Origin of the sequence: Chromobacterium alkanivorans, assembly GCF_016937655.1 — a bacterium.
Classification (GTDB): domain Bacteria; phylum Pseudomonadota; class Gammaproteobacteria; order Burkholderiales; family Chromobacteriaceae; genus Chromobacterium; species Chromobacterium alkanivorans.
On record NZ_JAFHKL010000017.1, the window covers coordinates 1 to 17,560 of the forward strand.

15 protein-coding genes are annotated in these 17,560 nt (G+C 65.6%); 6 read left to right on the forward strand and 9 right to left on the reverse strand.

What is annotated here, in order from left to right; translation table 11 throughout:
• The first annotated feature begins 194 nt into the window (after positions 1 to 194).
• A complete protein-coding gene (locus JW897_RS21980; RefSeq protein WP_205467644.1) occupies positions 195 to 944 on the forward strand; it encodes a carbonic anhydrase family protein in 750 nt (249 codons plus the stop codon).
• 28 nt (positions 945 to 972) lie between these two features.
• On the opposite strand, the gene JW897_RS21985 is transcribed toward JW897_RS21980, so the two are convergent.
• Both JW897_RS21985 and pdxR read right to left on the reverse strand, forming a co-directional pair.
• On the reverse strand, positions 973 to 1,464 hold the full coding sequence (locus JW897_RS21985; RefSeq protein ID WP_205467645.1) for a 2-thiouracil desulfurase family protein: 492 nt from the start codon (positions 1,462 to 1,464) through the stop codon (positions 973 to 975).
• A complete protein-coding gene (pdxR, locus tag JW897_RS21990; protein WP_205467646.1) occupies positions 1,455 to 2,912 on the reverse strand; it encodes a MocR-like pyridoxine biosynthesis transcription factor PdxR in 1,458 nt (485 codons plus the stop codon). The genes JW897_RS21985 and pdxR overlap by 10 nt, the downstream gene beginning before the upstream one ends.
• Before the next feature lie 90 nt (positions 2,913 to 3,002).
• Here pdxR and JW897_RS21995 point away from each other — a divergent pair, with 90 nt between their 5' ends.
• From JW897_RS21995 to JW897_RS22005, 3 genes are all read left to right on the forward strand, one after another.
• Positions 3,003 to 3,386 (forward strand): rhodanese-like domain-containing protein, encoded by a 384-nt coding sequence (locus tag JW897_RS21995; protein WP_205467647.1) that lies wholly within the window; start codon positions 3,003 to 3,005, stop codon positions 3,384 to 3,386.
• On the forward strand, positions 3,380 to 4,129 hold the full coding sequence (locus tag JW897_RS22000) for a GNAT family N-acetyltransferase (protein WP_240352334.1): 750 nt from the start codon (positions 3,380 to 3,382) through the stop codon (positions 4,127 to 4,129). The genes JW897_RS21995 and JW897_RS22000 overlap by 7 nt, the downstream gene beginning before the upstream one ends.
• Before the next feature lie 78 nt (positions 4,130 to 4,207).
• Positions 4,208 to 5,656 (forward strand): hypothetical protein, encoded by a 1,449-nt coding sequence (locus JW897_RS22005; RefSeq protein ID WP_048414421.1) that lies wholly within the window; start codon positions 4,208 to 4,210, stop codon positions 5,654 to 5,656.
• Positions 5,657 to 5,863: 207 nt separating this feature from the next.
• Here the strand turns inward: JW897_RS22005 and gabD are convergent, their stop codons facing one another.
• The 6 genes from gabD to JW897_RS22035 all read right to left on the reverse strand — a co-directional run bounded on the left by gabD (position 5,864) and on the right by JW897_RS22035 (position 15,089).
• Complete coding sequence (gene gabD, locus JW897_RS22010) at positions 5,864 to 7,324, reverse strand: NADP-dependent succinate-semialdehyde dehydrogenase (RefSeq protein ID WP_205467648.1); 1,461 nt, start codon at positions 7,322 to 7,324, stop codon at positions 5,864 to 5,866.
• Between the two features lie 74 nt (positions 7,325 to 7,398).
• On the reverse strand, positions 7,399 to 8,664 hold the full coding sequence (gene gabT, locus JW897_RS22015) for a 4-aminobutyrate--2-oxoglutarate transaminase (RefSeq protein WP_205467649.1): 1,266 nt from the start codon (positions 8,662 to 8,664) through the stop codon (positions 7,399 to 7,401).
• A gap of 292 nt (positions 8,665 to 8,956) precedes the next feature.
• Entirely contained in the window at positions 8,957 to 10,264 is a 1,308-nt protein-coding gene (locus JW897_RS22020; protein WP_205467650.1) for a TolC family outer membrane protein, read from the reverse strand.
• Positions 10,265 to 10,305: 41 nt separating this feature from the next.
• Positions 10,306 to 13,359, reverse strand: a complete 3,054-nt coding sequence (locus JW897_RS22025; RefSeq protein WP_048414417.1) for an efflux RND transporter permease subunit — start codon at positions 13,357 to 13,359, stop codon at positions 10,306 to 10,308.
• Positions 13,360 to 13,366: 7 nt separating this feature from the next.
• Complete coding sequence (locus JW897_RS22030) at positions 13,367 to 14,431, reverse strand: efflux RND transporter periplasmic adaptor subunit (protein WP_205467651.1); 1,065 nt, start codon at positions 14,429 to 14,431, stop codon at positions 13,367 to 13,369.
• Between the two features lies 1 nt (position 14,432).
• Positions 14,433 to 15,089, reverse strand: coding sequence for a TetR/AcrR family transcriptional regulator (locus tag JW897_RS22035; protein ID WP_205467652.1), 657 nt, complete (start codon positions 15,087 to 15,089; stop codon positions 14,433 to 14,435).
• A gap of 169 nt (positions 15,090 to 15,258) precedes the next feature.
• Between JW897_RS22035 and argB the strand changes: the two genes are divergently transcribed.
• Both argB and JW897_RS22045 read left to right on the forward strand, forming a co-directional pair.
• The gene (gene argB, locus JW897_RS22040; RefSeq protein WP_338030584.1) at positions 15,259 to 16,128 is read left to right on the forward strand and encodes an acetylglutamate kinase; all 870 of its coding nucleotides are present in this window, start codon (positions 15,259 to 15,261) and stop codon (positions 16,126 to 16,128) included.
• A 158-nt stretch (positions 16,129 to 16,286) separates the two neighbouring features.
• Positions 16,287 to 16,721, forward strand: coding sequence for a CBS domain-containing protein (locus tag JW897_RS22045; protein WP_048414414.1), 435 nt, complete (start codon positions 16,287 to 16,289; stop codon positions 16,719 to 16,721).
• 8 nt (positions 16,722 to 16,729) lie between these two features.
• On the opposite strand, the gene JW897_RS22050 is transcribed toward JW897_RS22045, so the two are convergent.
• Positions 16,730 to 17,497 (reverse strand): IclR family transcriptional regulator, encoded by a 768-nt coding sequence (locus tag JW897_RS22050; RefSeq protein WP_048414413.1) that lies wholly within the window; start codon positions 17,495 to 17,497, stop codon positions 16,730 to 16,732.
• Positions 17,498 to 17,560 lie beyond the last annotated feature (63 nt).

Below are 17,560 nucleotides of genomic sequence, written 5' to 3' on the forward strand. Positions count from 1 at the left end.
CGCGCTATCCTTCCATTCCCATCCCGTTTTCCTCTCTATGCCGTGCGCCGATGCGGCGGCCGTCATCTCCATGTACTAATTGCGCGCTTGATGAACTAAGCTGAATGCAATCATCTAATTAAATAGTTGTTGAATAAGATTAAAAAACTTTATACCACTGCAGCTTGATACCAATGGACTAGGAAAGGACGCGAATGAGCGAGCATCTGTGTCGGGAAGAAAATTGCGGCGAGTCGATCGGCCGGCGGACGGTGATGAAGACCGCGCTGGGCGCGGCGGCGCTGTTTGCCGTGGGCGCCGGCGGCGGCTTGAGCGGGGTGGCTTACGCGGCGTCTTTGAGCAAGGCTCAGCGCGACGCGATGACGCCGGAGCAGGTGCTGGCGGAGATGGCGAAAGGCAATGAGCGCTTCCGCACCGGCAAGGCAATGCAGCACGATTACCTGGCGCAGAAACGTTCCAGCGCCGAGGGGCAATATCCCTCCGCGGTGGTGCTCAGCTGCATCGATTCGCGCGCGCCGGCGGAGATCATCATGGATGCCGGCATCGGCGAAACCTTCAATTCGCGGGTGGCCGGTAATGTGGTGAACGACGATTTGCTGGGCAGCATGGAGTTTGCCTGCGCGGTGGCCGGCGCCAAGGTGGTGCTGGTGATGGGGCATACCGCCTGTGGCGCGATCAAGGGGGCGATCGACCATGTGGAGCTGGGCAATCTGACCGGCCTGCTGGCGCGCATCCGGCCGGCGATCGGGCAGACCCGTTACGATGGCGAGCGCAGCAGCAAGAACGCGGAGTTCGTCGACGCGGTGGCGCGCAGCAATGTGCTGCACACCATCGACCAGATCCGCAAGCGCAGCGATGTGCTGGCCAAGCTGGAAAACGAGGGCCGGATCAAGATCGCCGGCGCCATGTATCACTTGAGCGGCGGCCGTCTCGAGTTTCTGTAAACGCCGTGGATAGCAGCGCCGGCGGCGTTTAGCCCGCCGGCGTTCTCAGCCGTTCCGCCATGTCCTCTTCCGAACAGACTTCAATGCCGGCCTGGCGCAACAGGCTGGCGGCCACGCCTTCCCCGTCCTTGAGCATTCCGGAAAACTCGCCGTCGTAGATTCGGCGCGTGCCGCAGGAAGGGCTGTTGGCCTTCAACAGCGCTTGCCGGCAGCCATGGGCCTGCGCCAGGCGCAAGCTGGCCTGGGCGCCGCGCAGAAAAGCGGCGCTGACGTCTTCGCCGGCGGCGGTTTCCACCGTGGCCTGGCCGCGCAAGGCGGCCGCGCCGTCGCCGCCGCGCAACTCCGCCGCCGGCCTGGGCGTGGGCAGGCCGCCCATGCATTCGGGACAGGCGGGAATCAGGGTGAAATCCCGGCGCAAGCGCGCCCAGTCATGTTCGGCCAGCGGTTTGGCCTGGCCGTCGTAGCGCACGGCTTGCCCCAGCAGGCAGGCGCTGACCAGCAGCGTAGCTTTCACTTCCATCGCGTTTCCAATAGCGCCGCCAGCTTGAGCGCGGCGGCGTGAAGTTCCTGTTCCTCCACGCCGGCGTAGCCCAGCACCAGCCCGCTGCGGTCCGCCGGGCCGATGAAGTGCTTGGCCAGCGGGCGCAGCCACAGCTGCTGCCGGGTGGCGGCGAGGCTGAGTTCCCATTCATCGAAGCCGGCGGGCAACTGAGCCACCAAGTGCAGGCCGGCCTCGCCGGCGGACAGCGGCAGCGCGTCGCCCAGCGCGCGCTGCAGGGTGCCGCGCAACAGTTGTTGCCGCAGCTGGTAGAGTTCGCGCATATGCTTGATATGGCGGGCGAAATGGCCTTGTTCGATGAAGTCGGCCAGCGCGGCCTGCACCTGGTAATTGCCTTCCCGGTACAAGCGGGCCTGCACGCGGCGGAAGGGTTCCACCAGTTCTTCGGGCAGGATCAGATAACCCAGGCCCAGCGCGGGAAACATCACCTTGCTGAAGGTGCCTAGATAAACGACGCGTTCGCTGTCCGCCAGGCCCTGCAGGGAGGCGATGGGATGGGTGGCGTAACGGAATTCGCTGTCGTAGTCGTCCTCTATGATCCAGCTGTCGTGCTGCTTGGCCCATTGCAGCAGCGCCAGCCGACGCGCCAGCGACATGACGACGCCGGTTGGATACTGGTGGGACGGGGTGATGTAAATCAGGCGCGGCGGCGTGGCTTGGTGCGCGGGCGTCGGGGCCATGCCCTGGGCGTCCACCGGCACCGGGACGATGTTCAGCTCCGACGCGCGCAAGGCGGCTTGCGCGCCGCTGTAGCCGGGGTCTTCCACCCAGGCGGCGTCGCCGGGATCGGCCAACAGCCGGGCGAGCAATTCCAGCCCTTGCTGCGCGCCCTGGGTAATGACGATTTGCTCCGGCTGGCAGCTCACCGAGCGCGACAGGTACAGGTATTGGCTGAGGGCGCGTTTGAGTTCGGGCAGGCCGCCGTCGTGGCGGTAGTGCAGATGGTCCAACTGCGGGCGCTGGACATGGCTTTGCAGGCAGCGTTGCCACTGGGCGTGGGGAAATTGTTTCAGCTCCGGAGTGCCGGGAGCGAAGGCGCCGGCCAGGCCGGTGGGCAGCGTGCAATGGTCGGAGACGCGTTGGCCGCGCCGCGACAGTCCCGGATGTTGCCGGGCGCGCTGCGGCGGCGAGGCGCTGGGGCTGAACAGGGCGGCGACATAGGTGCCGGAGCCGTGGCGGCTTTCCAGATAGCCTTCGGCGGCCAGTTGTTCGTAGGCGTTGAGTATGGTGTTGCGGCCCAGCGCCAGCTCCGCCGCCAGCGCGCGGCTGGCCGGCAAGGGGGCGCCGCCGGCCAGCTGGCCAGCGCGGATCAGTTCGCGCAGTAAACGGTACAGCTGGCGCGCCAGGCTTTCCGCGCCTTGACGTTGCAAACGCTGGCGCAGGAAGTCGATCAACCACTCGGCGGACAAAGTGGTTCCTCCAGATTTTGCATGGTGGCACTGTTTGGGGTATGACTTGTCGCTTAGGCTAACAGCATTCCAGAGCCGCAGGAGAAAAAAATGTTGAGTCAGCAGGATTTTTACGCCGCCAAGCTGGCGTACGAGATGGACGCCGCCGATGTCTGGAGCGCTTTGCAAGCCGGGGAGAAACTGGTGTTGATCGACGCGCGAGCGGAAGAGGCCTTCCTGAAGGAAACCCTGCCCGGCGCCGTGTCCGTGCCGCACCGGACCATGGACGAGGCCAGCACCGCCCATCTGCCCAAGGACGCGGTCCTGGTGTCCTTCTGCGACGGCATAGGCTGCAACGCGTCGACCAAGGGGGCGTTGAAGCTGGCGCGCCTCGGCTTCAATGTGCGCGAACTGCAGGGCGGCCTGGATTGGTGGGTGCGCGACGGCTACGCCACCACGGCGCGCGCCGGCGTCGCCGTGTCCTGCGCATGCTGAAGGGAGCCGTGATGATGGAAGCGGGCATGGCGTCGCCGGGCACGGTCAACGCCTTGGGCCAGGCGGTGGGGCTGCCGCTGGCCGACTGGCGCGAGGCGGCCTGGCCGCCCAAGACGGATTTGCAGGGGCGCTTCTGTCGGCTGGAGCCGCTGCAGGCGGAGCGCCACGGCCCCGCTTTGTTCGCGGCGATGAGCGTGGACGCGGACGCGCGCAACTGGACCTATCTGAGCTATGGCCCGTTTGCCGATTACGCGGACTACTACGGCTGGCTGGCCGAGCAGCAGCGGCGGCGCGATCCGCATTTTTACGCCATCGTGGACGCGGCCAACGGGGAGGCGCTGGGCGTGGCCGCTTATTTGCGCATCGATCCGGCCATGGGCTGCGTCGAGGTGGGGCATCTGAATTTCTCGCCCTTGCTGCAGCGCAGGCCGGCGGCGACCGAGGCGATGTATTTGCTGATGCGCCAGGCCTTCGCGCTGGGCTATCGCCGTTATGAATGGAAGTGCGACGCCTTGAACCTGCCTTCGCGGCGGGCGGCCGAGCGGCTGGGTTTCCGCTTCGAGGGCGTGTTCCGCCAGGCCATGGTTTACAAGGGGCGCAACCGCGACACCGCCTGGTTTTCCATCCTGGATCATGAGTGGCCGGCCTTGCGGCAAGCCTTTGAAGCTTGGCTGTCCGCGGGCAACTTCGACGCGGCGGGCGGGCAGCGCCGGACGCTGGCGCAATGGCGGGGCGAGGACTGATTTGGCCGGCGGACTTCAAGCCGCCACGCTAGGCAGGTACAATGAGTATTTGATTTATTGAATAGATTTGCTTGCCAGATGAAATCCCTGCCGCGTAATGCCCGCATCAAGGGCGAGCCGTTTTTGCCCAACCGCTTCATTTTTGGTGATGCCGTCGACGATCAGGGCCTGGAAGGCTCCGAGTACCTGATTCACACGGAAGCGCCGGCTTTTGTTTGCCGCCTGCTTGGCGACGACGACACCGACTTTCCCGGCCGCGGCCGGGAAGGCCTGAGCAGCGCCATGCTGTTCGACGAGGCGGACAATGTGACGGTCTATGTCTGCAATCTGCGACTGCGCCTGTTCGACTTCAACTTCAGCAATGAAGACGAGATGCCGACCGTGGGCCAGTTGCAGGCGATCTGCGACGAGGCGATGGAGGCTTACCAGCGCCTGCACAAGGCTTACGCCGACCGCGAGGCCGCCGGTCCGGTGCCGCGCGAGATGCGCATCGGCCCCACCGAGCCGTTGCCGCCGGCGGAGCGCGGCCGCGCGGTGAACCAATTGGTGGAGCTGGCGCGACGCGCGGTGGATCAGCCGATGGAGCGCGCGCAGCTGGCCGGCGAGGTGCAGATGGCGCTGGCGGCCGGCGACCAGGCGGTGTTCACCGAGTCGCAACTGGCCTTGCTGTCCCAGCCGGCCGCGCGGCAGTTGCTGGTCAATTGCGCGCGCGACGCGATCGCCTTCCCCGAGGTGATGCGCAAGGACGGCGCGGTGGTGTCGTTTGAGCTGTGGGCCTTGCCGTTCGCGTTTTCGCGCGCCCAGGGCGGCGTCTGGTGGCATTTCCCACAGCTGGAGCGGCTGGAAGTGGCGCTGGCGGACGCGCTGGAAGTGCCGGAGCAGTCGATACTGTGGATCTCCCCGACCCTGTTCACGCTGGAGATGCTGAACGAGCGCGCCTGCCAGGACCTGGTGCAATTGGCGCCGGTGATGGACGCCGGCTGCGATTTCGCGCCGCTGGATCCGGATTCCTCGCGCGCCACTTTCGAGGCGGCGCGCAAGACCAACGAGCCGCAACTGGTGTTGGCCTGGATTCCCTTCCTGGTGGAGCGCGGCGCCTTGCCGCCGGATCAGGCGCGCCGCTTGGCGCGCAAGGCGCTGGACGCGGCGATGCCGCTGGTGCAGCAGGCGGTGGGCGCCGAGATGGAGTACGGCGAGGCCGAGCTGTTCGCGCCGCTGCCCTGGTGGGAGGCGGTGCAGACCGGCGTGCGCGCCTGGAACCGCAAGCGCCTGGGCGTGACCGCGGCGCTGTTGGCCGCGAGCGCGGGCGGGGTGCAGGAACTGGAGGCGGTGGCCGAATACCAGCCGGAACTGCAGGGCTATGAAGTGGGCTTCCGCCTGCGCGGACGCGAGGAGTCCGCCGCGCACGCGCCGTGGCTGGTGACGCCGGACGTGGCGCCGGAGCGGGATGAGGCCTGGCGGGATCTGGCTGAATGCCTGAAAGAGGCCGGCATTCCCTTGTCGGAGACCTTGGCCAAGTTCCACTGAGGCCATTGTCTTCGCCATAAGAATCTGTTTACGGTCTCGCGAGCTAAGGCGAGACAAGGCGAAAACGGCTGAGAAAGCGGAATGTACACACGGTACATGAGCATTTCGAAGGTGTTTTCAACGCCGTATCGCCGACGCGCAGCAGATCGTAAATAGGTTCTAAAAAACGGGCTGGATTTCCAGCCCGTTTTTCCTTGGCGCGGCGCTTTACTGGTCGATGCCGCCCAGCAGCACGTATTTGATTTCCAGATAGTCCTCGATGCCGTACTTGGAGCCTTCGCGGCCCAGGCCGGATTGCTTGACGCCGCCGAAGGGTGCGGCCTCATTGGACAGGATGCCGGTGTTGACCGCCACCATGCCGTACTCCAGGCCTTCGGACACGCGGAAGATGCGGCCGATGTCGCGGGCGTAGAAGTAGCTGGCCAGGCCGAACTCGGTGTCGTTGGCCATGCGGATCGCTTCCTCTTCGCTGTGGAAGCGGAACAGCGGCGCCAGCGGGCCGAAGGTTTCCTCCTTGGCCACCTTCATCTGCGGGGTGACGCCGGTGATCACCGTCGGTTCGAAGAAGCTGTGGCCCAGCGCGTGGCGCTTGCCGCCGGCCACCAGCTTGCCGCCCTTGGCCAGCGCGTCGGCGATGTGCTCTTCCACCTTGGCCACCGCGTTCATGTCTATCATCGGGCCCTGGGTGACGCCGGCCTCCAGGCCGTTGCCCACCTTGAGCTTGGCCACCGCGGCGGCGAACTTCTCGGCGAAGGCGTCGTAGACGCCGTCCTGCACCAGCAGCCGGTTGGCGCAGACGCAGGTCTGGCCGGCGTTGCGGTATTTGGAGATGATGGCGCCTTCCACCGCGGCGTCGAGATCGGCGTCGTCGAAGACGATGAAGGGCGCGTTGCCGCCCAGTTCCATCGACACTTTCTTGACGGTGTCCGCGCATTGGGCGATCAGCTTGCGGCCCACTTCGGTGGAGCCGGTGAAGGAGAATTTCTTCACCGCGTCGTTGCCGGTCAGCACCGCGCCGATTTCGCTGGAGCCGCCGGTCAGCACCGAGAACACGCCGGCGGGAATGCCGGCGCGCTCGGCCAGCACCGCCAGCGCCAGCGCTGACAGCGGGGTCTGGCTGGCCGGACGCACCACCATCGGGCAGCCGGCGGCCAGCGCCGGCGCCGCTTTGCGCGTGATCATCGCATTGGGGAAGTTCCACGGCGTGATCGCGGCGGTGACGCCTATCGGCTCCTTGTTGACCAGGATGCGCTTGTCGGCGCCGGGGGAGGGTATGGTGTCGCCGTACAGGCGCTTGGCTTCTTCGGCGTACCACTCGATGTAGGACGCGCCGTAGGCGATTTCGCCCTTGGCTTCCGAGAGCGGCTTGCCTTGTTCGCTGGTGAGGATGACCGCCAGGTCGTCCTGGTTCGCCATCACCAGATCGAACCAGCGGCGCAGCAGGGCGGCGCGTTCTTTCGCCGGCTTGCGCTTCCAGCCTAGGAAGGCCTCGGCCGCGCCGGCCACGGCGCGTTCGGCTTCGGCCTTGCCCATCTTGGGCACGCTGGCGATGATTTCGCCGGTGGCCGGATTGCTCACCGGGATGGTTTCGCCGTTGTCGGCGTCAAGCCAGACGCCGTTCACATAGCACTGCTGTCTCAGCAGCGCGGGGTCTTTCAAATTCAACATGCGGCTCTCCAACGCGGAAAATGTCGGATAAGGCCCGCGCCGGGCGGCGCGGGCCTTGAACTATGCACAGGCGCTTAAGCTTTGAGCGCGGCTTCCAGCTTGGCCAGGCCTTCTTCGAACACCGCGTCTTCTATGGTCAGCGGGAACAGGAAGCGGACCACGTTGGCGTAGACGCCGCAGGTCAGCAGGATCAGGCCGGATTCCAACGCCTTGGTCTGCACTTTCTTGGCGAAGTCCGGGTCAGGCTGCGAGCTGCCGGGCTGGTTGAACTCCACCGCCAGCATCGCGCCCAGTCCGCGGACTTCGGCGATCTGCGGCACCGCGCCTTTCAGGCCGTGCAGTTTTTCCTTCAGCAGTTCGCCCAGGCGGTTGGCGCGGTCCAGCAGCTTTTCCTCGGCGATGACGTCGATCACCGCCAGCGCCGCGGCCACCGCCAGCGGGTTGCCGGCGTAGGTGCCGCCCAGGCCGCCGGGGGCCGGGGCGTCCATCAGCTCGGCGCGGCCGGTCAGCGCGGACAGCGGGAAGCCGCCGGCCAGCGATTTGGCCATGGTGATCAGGTCGGCCTGCACCGAGTAGTGCTCCATCGCGAACAGCTTGCCGGTGCGGGCGAAGCCGGACTGCACTTCGTCGGCGATCAGCAGGATGCCGTGTTCGTCGCAGATCTTGCGCAGCTGCGCCACCCACTCGTTGGGCGCGGCGTAGAAACCGCCTTCGCCCTGCACCGGTTCAAAGATGATGGCGGCGACGCGCTTGGGGTCGACGTCGTATTTGAACAGCTTTTCCAGCCCGTGCAGGGAGTCTTCCACCGACACGCCGTGCAGCGCGTTGGGATAGGGGGCGTGATAGACGTCGCTGGGGAAGGGGCCGAAGCCCACTTTGTACGGCGCCACCTTGCCGGTCAGCGCCATGCCCAGCAGGGTGCGGCCGTGGAAGGCGCCGCCGAAGGCGATCACGCCGGCGCGGCCGGTGGCGGCGCGCGCCACTTTCACCGCGTTTTCCACCGCTTCGGCGCCGGTGGTGAACAGCGCGGTTTTCTTCGCGTGCTGGCCAGGGGTCAGCTGGTTCAGCCGCTCGGCCAGGCGGATATAGGATTCGTAGGGGACGACTTGATAGCAGGTGTGGCTGAAGCGGGACAGTTGTTCGGCGACCGCGGCCTGCACCTTGTCGTGCAGATGGCCGGTGTTCAAGACGCCGATGCCGCCGGCGAAGTCGATGTAGCGTTTGCCGTCGGTGTCCCAGACTTCGGCATTCTTGGCGCGTTCGGCAAAGAAGCCGCACATGACGCCCACGCCGCGCGGGGTGGCGTCGGCCTTGCGTTGCATCAAATCCTTATTGCTCATCTGCTATCTCCTCGACGTTGTGCGGTCGGCGCCGCATCGGACGGGCCGCCGCGAATCGGTGTCGGAACGGGGCTGGTCTGTCATGGCGCCGGTTGCCGCTCCGTGGTTTTTTGCTTTCATTATTGCTGTCTGACCATCTCAGGCATTCTATGTTCGTGTTTAGCAAAAAGCTACACATGCCCTAAAAAATTAAACACCTGTTGCGTGGACGTCAGCGGGGGAAGGAGAGGGACGGAAAGAAGCGGAAGAAGGCGGCGGCCATGCCGGTTGGCATGACCGCGGAGAAGCGGATTTAACGGCGGATGACGGCGTTGACCTTGCCCAGCACCTCGCTGTCCAGTTGGCCGGCGGCCTGGGACAGCGACAGCCGCGCGATCAGATAGTCGTACTTGGCGGTGGCCAGGCTGGTCAGCGTCGAGTAGTAGGCCTGTTCGGCCTGTAGCAGGTCGATATTGGTGCGGATGCCCACTTCCTTGCCCAGGCGGGTGGATTCGACCTTGCTTTTGGCCGAGATCAGCAGCTGTTCCTGGGCGCGCACCAGCGCCGCGCCGTTGGTGACGCCGAGGAAGGTGCGGCGCACGTCTTCGCGCACCTGGCGGCGGGTGGCTTCCAGCTTGTCCTTGGCGGACTCTTGCTGCGCCGCGGCCTCGCGCACTTGCGAGTTGATGCCGCCGCCGGCGAACAAGGGCAGGGTGACGCCGACGCCTATGCTGCTGCCGCGGGTGTGCGGCTGTTGCATCGGGGCGCGGGTCTGGGTGTCGCTGTAGCCGGCGGTCAGGCTGATCACCGGCAGGTGGCCGCCCTTTTTCTCGGTGACGTTCTTGTCGGCGATCTCCAGCGCCTGCTCGGCGGTCTTGATGCTCAGGCTGTTGCGCAGGGCGATCCCGATCCAGGCTTCCAGCGTGGCCGGCGTCGGCAGTTCCAGCGGCAGCTTGTCCAGCACCGGCTGGATGGTTTTGGGGTCCAGGCCGGTGACGCGGCGCAGATTGTTTTCCGCCAGCTCCAGGCTGTTGATCGCCTTGATCTCCTGAGCCACCGCGCCGTCGTAGCCGGCCTGGGCTTCATGGGTGTCGGTGATGGTGGCGGTGCCCACTTCGAAGGCGGTCTTGGCCTGTTCCAGCTGTTGCTGGAAGGTTTTCTTGCTGGCGCTGGTGGCGGACAGGGTGTCCTTGGCCAGCAGCACGTTGAAATAGGCCTGCGAGGTGTCCAGGATCAATTGCTGCTCGGCCGCGCCGAAGCTGGTTTCCGCCTGCTGCGTCGCCAGCTTGCCTTTTTGGTAGCCGGTGTATTTGCCGACGTCGAACAGCGGCTGCTGCAGATTGACGCCGTAGGTGGTGGCGTCGTAGCGGCCCTGGCCGGCGGGCGCGATCGGATTGGTGTAGTTGTAATTGGCGGTGGCGCCGACCTGGGGCATCAGCAGCGCGCGGCCCTGCACTGCTTTCTCGCGGCCGGCGTCGAGGTCGGAGCGCGCGGCGGCGAAGTCGGCGTTGTAGTCGCGGGCGGCGCGCCAGGCTTCGACCAGGTCGAAGGCGTGGGCCGGCAGGGCGAAACTCAGCAGCAGGCTGCCCAGCACGGGCAATCGGAATCGGGTCTTGTTCATTTGTGTTTGTATGCTCGGTTTGTTTTGTCTCAATCGCGCGCTCAGGCTTGAGGCCGTCGTATCTTGAACCATTGCGCGTACAGCGCCGGCAGGAACAGCAGGGTTAGTACCGTGGCCACCAGCAGCCCGCCCATGATGGCCACCGCCATCGGTCCCCAGAAGGTGCTGCGGCTCAGCGGAATCATCGCCAGGATCGCCGCCAATGCCGTCAGCATGATAGGCCTAAAACGTCTAATTGTGGAGCCGACAATCGCGTGCCAGGGATCGATGCCGTCGCGAATGTCGTGCTCGATCTGATCGACTAGGATAACCGAGTTGCGCATGATCATGCCGGACAGCGCGATCACTCCCAGCATGGCGACGAAGCCGAAGGGCGCGCTGAAGGCGATCAGGGTCAGCGTCACGCCTATCATGCCCAGCGGCGCGGTCAGCAGCACCATGATGGTGCGCTGCACGCTATGCAGCTGCAACATCAGCAGGGTGATCACCACCACCAGCATCAGCGGCGCCACCGCGGCGATGGCTTTTTGCGATTTGGCGCTGGATTCCATGCTGCCGCCGGTTTCGATGTGATAGCCCAGCGGCAGGGTCTGCTCCAGCGCCTGCATCTTGGGCAGCAATTGCCGGGAGATGTCCGCGCCCTGGGCGCCTTCCGCCGGGTCCGCGCTTACCGTGATGGCGGGCAGGCGGTTGCGCCGCCAGATGATGCTTTCCTCCGGCTGGTATTCGATGTGTCCGATCTGCGACACCGGCACGAAGCGGCCGCTGCCGGTTTGTATCATCAAATTGCCGAGGCCGGCGACATTCTTGCGCTCGTCCGGATTGAGCCGCGCGACGATGGCGATGGCCTGGTCGCCTTCGCGGAAGCTGGTGACGGTGGCGCCGGAGATCAGCATCTGCAATTGCTGCGACAATTGCTGCGAGGACAGGCCGAGCGCGCGCGCCTTGTCCTGATCGATGCGGATGCGCAGCGCCTTCACCTGTTCGCCCCAGTTGATGTTGACTTGGCGCGTGGACGGATGCGCGCGCATCAGCGCCTCCACCTGGGCGGCGATGGCGCGCACCTTGGCGTGGTCCTCGCCCATCACCCGGAACTGCACCGCGTAGCCCACCGGCGGGCCGTTCTCCAAGCGGGTCACCCGGCCGCGGACGTTGGGGAAGTCGTTGTCGAACAGTTTTTCCAGCCGTTTCTTCACGTTTTCGCGCACATGCTCGTCGCGGGTCATCAGCATCAGCTGCGCGTAGTTCAGGTGTTGCAGCTGCTGATCCAGCGGCAGATAGAAGCGCGGGCTGCCGCTGCCCACATAGCTGGTGACGCTGACGATGTCCGGGTCGCGCTTGAGCAGCGCTTCCAGTTTCTCCACTTCGCGCTCGGTGGCCTGATGGCTGGCGCCGCGCGGCAGCCACATGTCCACCATCAGCTCGGGCCGGTTGGACGAGGGGAAGAACTGCTGGGCCACCAGCAGCTTGAAGGCGAGCAGGGACAGCACGAAGGCGGCCAGGGTCAGCGCGATCACGGTCTTGCGCCGCTCCAGGCACCATTCCACCACCCGGCGGAAGCGGCGGTAGAACGGTTTGTCGTAGACATCGTGCGTCTCGTGCTGCTGCAGGTTTTCCGGCAGCAGCTTGTAGCCCAGATAGGGGGTGAACACCACGGCGACGATCCAGGACAGCACCAGCGCGATGCCGACCACGGCGAACAGGCTGAACACGTATTCGCCGGCGTTGGACTTGGCGATGCCCACCGGCAGGAAAGTGGCCGCGGTGATCAGGGTGCCGGTCAGCATCGGGAAGGCGGTGCTGGTGTAGGCGAAGGTGGCGGCCTGGAATTTGCTCCAGCCCTGTTCCAGCTTCAAGGCCATCATTTCCACCGCGATGATGGCGTCGTCCACCAGCAGGCCCAGCGCGATGATCAGCGAGCCCAGCGAGATGCGCTGCAGGTCGATGTTGAAGAAGTACATCGCCAGAAAGGTCATCGCCAGCACCAGCGGGATGGACAGCGCCACCACGATGCCGGTGCGCAGGCCCAGGCTGAAGAAGCTGACCGCCAGCACGATGACCACGGCCTCCACCAGCGAGCGCATGAATTCCCCAACCGCGTTCTTGACCACCTTGGGCTGGTCCGACACCGAGTGGATTTCCACGCCCACCGGCAGCTTGGACTGGATCTGCTGCATCGAGGCGTCCAGGTTCTTGCCCAGGCGCAGCACGTCGCCGCCGCCCTTCATGGTGATGGCCATGCCCAGCACCGGCTTGCCGTTGAAGCGCATGGTGTTCTGCGGCGGGTCGATATAGCCGCGCTTGACCGTGGCGATGTCGCCCAGGCGGAAGGTTTTGCCGTTGACGGTGACCGGGGTGGCGGCGATGGCCTCCACGCTGGCGTAGTTGCCGGTGGGGCGGACCCAGATGCGGTCGCTGGCGGTTTCGAACACGCCGGACGGCGTCATCGCGTTTTGCTGCTGCAGGGCTTTCCAGATCGCGCCGGTGTCCAGGCCCAGCGAGGCCAGCTTGGCGGTGGACAGGTCCACGTAGACGCGCTGCTCCTGCACGCCCAGCAGGCTGACCTTGGCCACGTCCGGCACGCGCAGGATCTCGCGTTTGGCGTCTTCCAGGTATTGGCGTAGTTCTTCGTAGCTGAAGCCGTCGCCGGCGAAGGCGTAGATATTGCCGAAGGTGTCGCCGAACTCGTCGTTGAAGAAGGGGCCCTGGATCTCCGCGGGCAGGGTGGCGCGGATATCGCCTATCTTCTTGCGCACCTGATACCACAGCTGCTGCACGTTCTTGGGCGGCACGTCCTCGCGCACCGAAATCAGCAGCAGGCTTTCGCCGGGCTTGGTGTAGCTCTGGACGAAGTCGATCTCGCCCATTTCCTGCAGTTTTTCCTCCAGCTTGTTGGTGACCTGCTGTTCCATTTCCAGCGTGCCGGCGCCGGGCCAATAGGCTTGAACCAGCATGGCCTTGAAGGTGAATTCCGGGTCTTCCTTCTGGCCCAGCTGGGTATAGGCCCAGACCCCGGCCAGCATCAGCATCACCATCAGGTAGCGCACCAGCGACTGGTGGCGCAGCGCCCATTCGGACAAGTTCAGTTTTTTCATGGCCGTCTCAGCGCTCCAGCAGTTTCACGGCCTGGCCGTCGCGCAGCAGGTGGATGCCGGCGGTGACGATCTTGTCGCCCGGCCGCACGCCCTGGGACAGGGTGGCGGAATCGGCGTCGACGCGGCTGACCGTCACCGCGCGGCGGGCGACCTTGCCGTTGGCGGCGATCAGCCAGACGTAGTGCTTGCCCTGCTCGTCCAGCAGCGCGGTCAGCGGCAGCCGCATCCGCGCGTCGGCGGCGTCAGGCAGCGCGACGTTGGCGGTCATGCCCAACTGCAGGCGGCTGGAGTCGCCGCCGATGGCGACGCGCGCAGCATAGGTGCGGGTGGCCGGATCGGCGTCGGCCGCCAGTTCGCGCAGCGTGCCCGGCAGCGGCGCGCCGCCGTTCCACAGCAGCACCTGGAATTGGCCGGCGCGGCGCACCTTGTCCAGCGCGTTCTCCGGCACCTGGATCGCGGCTTCGCGCGCGCCGTCCTGAGACAGCCGCGCCATGGCCTGGCCGGCGGCCACCACCAGGCCGGGCTCGGCCACCATCTGGCTCAACACGCCGTCGGCGTCCGCCACCAGGCTGGTGTAGCCGGTCTGGTTGCGGCTGGCCGCCAGTTGCGCCCTGGCCTGGTCCGCCTTGGCGCGGGCGGCGTTGACCGCGTTCTGCTGGCCGTCCACCTGGGCCTGGCTGACGAACTGCTTGGCCAGCAGTTCGCGGTAGCGTTTCAGGTTCAGTTCCTGCTGGGCCTGGTCGGACTGGGCTGCGGCCAGCTGCGCCTGTTTGGCGGAGAGATCCAGCGCGTAGTCGCTGGGGTCCAGCCGCGCCAGCACCTGGCCCTTCTTCACCCGGTCGCCGCTGTTGGCCAGCTTGGCCACCACCTTGCCGGCCACGCGGAAGGCCAGGTTGGTCTCGTGGCGGGCGCGGATTTCGCCGGCGTAGCTGTCGCCCTGTTGCGAAGCGGTGGCGCCGGCCACCACGTAGCGGACCGGGCGCGGCGCTTCCGGCGGCGCCTCCGGCTTGCTGCAGGCGGCGAGGGTCAGGCTGGCGATGCCCAGCCAGAGGCAGTGAGCGGCAGTTTTCATGTCAATTCTCGTAGGTGGGATTCTTCAGGCCTTGCAGCACCAGCTGCAAGGCTTCGCTCAAGTGCGCGCGGGAGTATTGATGCGAGTAGCCGCAGACATCGGGCACCACCTTGGCGAAGGAGTGGGCCCAGGTCATCGCCATCACCAGCGGCGCCAGCAGCGCGTCGCTGCTGCTGGCGATGGGCAGGTCGCGGAATTCTCCGCTGTCCATGCCGCGGCGCAGGATGTGCTCGACCATGCGCAGACAGGGCGAGATCACCTCGGTGGTGTAGAAGCGCGCCAGTTCCGGGAAGTTGGTGGCTTCGGCGATGGCCAGCTTGCACAGGCCGGCGGCCGGGGTGGCGCCCACTTCGTCCCACCATTTGAGCAGCAGGATCTGCAGCAGCTCGCCCACCGGGCCCTGGTGCTGCTGTTCCAGTTCCACGAAGGCGCTGAGCCGGCTGGACAGGTGATGGCGCACCATGGCCTTGAAGATTTCTTCCTTGTTCTGGAAGTACAGATAGGGCGTGCCCTTGGTCACGCCGGCGGCGCGGGCGATGTCTTCCATCTTGGTGGCGCTGAAGCCTTTCTCTACGAACAGGGTCAGCGCGGCGTCCAGGATTTCGCTGGGACGCGCGTCTTTTTTGCGCTGCCAGCGCGAGGCGGGGGCTTGTGCCATGGTTGTGTAGCTGAATCTTGGTTCATTAATGATTCGGACTGTAGGGCAGAATGCCGTTGTTCTGCAATTAATAAATCACAGTTCATTAACGAGCTTGATTAAAATGCAACAGATCAGAACCGTCATAATCGCCGGCCGGCAACGGCGCGGCGCAAACCTGGAGAACGCCGTGCCGACCGATGCAGCAGAAAAAGCCCTGATTCTTGCCGAAGCCCTGCCTTATATCCGCCGTTTCTCCGGCAAGACCCTGGTGATCAAGTACGGCGGCAACGCGATGACCGACGCGGCTTTGAAAGAGGGCTTCGCCAAGGACGTGGTCTTGCTCAAGCTGGTGGGCATCAATCCGGTGGTGGTGCACGGCGGCGGCCCGCAGATCAACGAGCTGTTGAACCGCGTGGGCAAGCAGGGCGAGTTCATTCAGGGCATGCGCGTCACCGACTCCGACACCATGGACCTGGTGGAAATGGTGCTGGGCGGCCTGGTGAACAAGGAAATCGTCTCGCTGATCAACAAGCACGGCGGCAAGGCCGTCGGCCTGACCGGCAAGGACGGCCACTTCATCCGCGCCAGCAAGATGTATCTGAAATCCGAAACCGACGACGAGATCGACATCGGCCAGGTAGGCGAAATCTCCGGCATCGATCCGTCGCTGGTGTCCTTGCTGGACAGCCAGGACTTCATCCCGGTGGTGGCGCCCATCGGCGTCGGCGAAGACGGCGAGGCCTACAACATCAACGCCGATCTGGTGGCCGGCAAGCTGGCGGAGACGCTGGGCGCGGAAAAGCTGGTGTTGATGACCAATACCCCGGGCGTGCTGGACAAGAGCGGCAAGCTGCTGACCGGGCTGTCCGCGCAGCAGGTGGACGGCCTGTTCGCCGACGGCACCATACACGGCGGCATGTTGCCCAAGATCAGCTCGGCGCTGGACGCGGCGCGCAACGGCGTCAACGCGGTGCACATCATCGACGGCCGCGTGCCGCACGCGCTGTTGCTGGAGATCCTGACCGACGCCGGCGTCGGCACCATGATCCGGGCCTGACGCGCGTTTCCGCCCAGGCAGGCGAGGGCGCGGGCCGCCGCGCTTACCGAGGCGCCGCAGCCTGCGCTATAGTGGATTGGTGGGCGCTCGTCCGCGTCGCCTGGCGGCGGGAGAGGGCTACGGGAACGGCCGGATTGCCGGTTTGAAAGGGGACATGCATGCAAACGGTAAGACAGTTGTTGGACAGCAAGCCAAACCGAGCCTTGGTCTATGTGAACCCGGACAGCACGGTGTTCCAGGCCTTGCAGGTGATGGCGGAAAACGACATCGGCGCGGTGCTGGTGATGGAGGAGGGCGGCATCGTCGGCATCTTCTCCGAACGCGATTACGCGCGGCGCATCGTGTTGCAGGGCCGCACCTCAGCCGGCACCAAGGTGCGCGACATCATGACCAGCCGCGTGGTCTACGTGACGCCCAGCCAGACGCTGGACGACTGCATGGGTCTGATGACGGAAAAGCGCATCCGCCACCTGCCGGTGCTGGAAGGCAGCGACGTGATGGGCATGTTGTCCATCGGCGACCTGGTGCGCGCCACCATAGAAGAGCAGGAACAGGTGATCAACCACCTGGTCCATTACATCCAGTCCGCCTGAGCGCGCGCTCAGCCCGGCGGCGCGAGCCGCAACCGCAGCGCTTGCAGAGCCGGCGCGATGCGTTCGCGCATCGCGCCTTCGTTCAAGGCGAAGGCCGGACCGCTGGCGTTCAGCGCCATCGCCGGCTGGCCGGGCACGGCCAGGTGCACGCCCACCGCCATCACATCCGCCTCGTATTCTCCGAAGGACGCGGAATAGCCCTGGCGCAGATAGTCCTGGCGAGCCTCCTCCAGACGAGCGCTGATTTCCTCCCATTCCGCGCCGTAGCGCGCGGCCAGCAGCGGCTGCAGCTTGAGCTGTTCCGCCGCCGGCAAGCCGGCGTAATAGGCGCGGCCTATGGCGGTGGTGGCCAGCGGCACCCTTGAGCCCACGGTCAGTTGCACCGAGATGCGGGCCGGGCTGCGGCAGGTTTCCAGATACACCATATCGCTGCCGTCGCGCAGCGCCAGGCTGATGGACATGCCTTGTTCCAGCGCGAACTCGCGCATCAGCGGCCCGGCGATCTGGCGGATGTCGTAGCTGGCCAGCACGGTGGAGCCCAAGGCCAGCACCGCCAGTCCCAGCCGGTAGTGGCCGCTGGCCTCGTCCTGGGCCAGATAGCCCAGCCGGGTCAGAGTGTAGCTCAAACGCGACACTGTTGATTTCGGCAGGCCGGTGCGTTTGGCCAGCTCCTGGTTGGACAGCGCCAGCTCGCCGGGGCGAAACGCCGCCAGCACTTCCAGTCCGCGCGCCAGCGCGGTGACGAACAGCCGGTCCTTGTCGGTTTCCAAATCCATTGCATCCATCTTGTTTCGTGAGCCTCCGCTGGGGTTGCGCGCAGGGGGCGGGCGTCGAGTTTC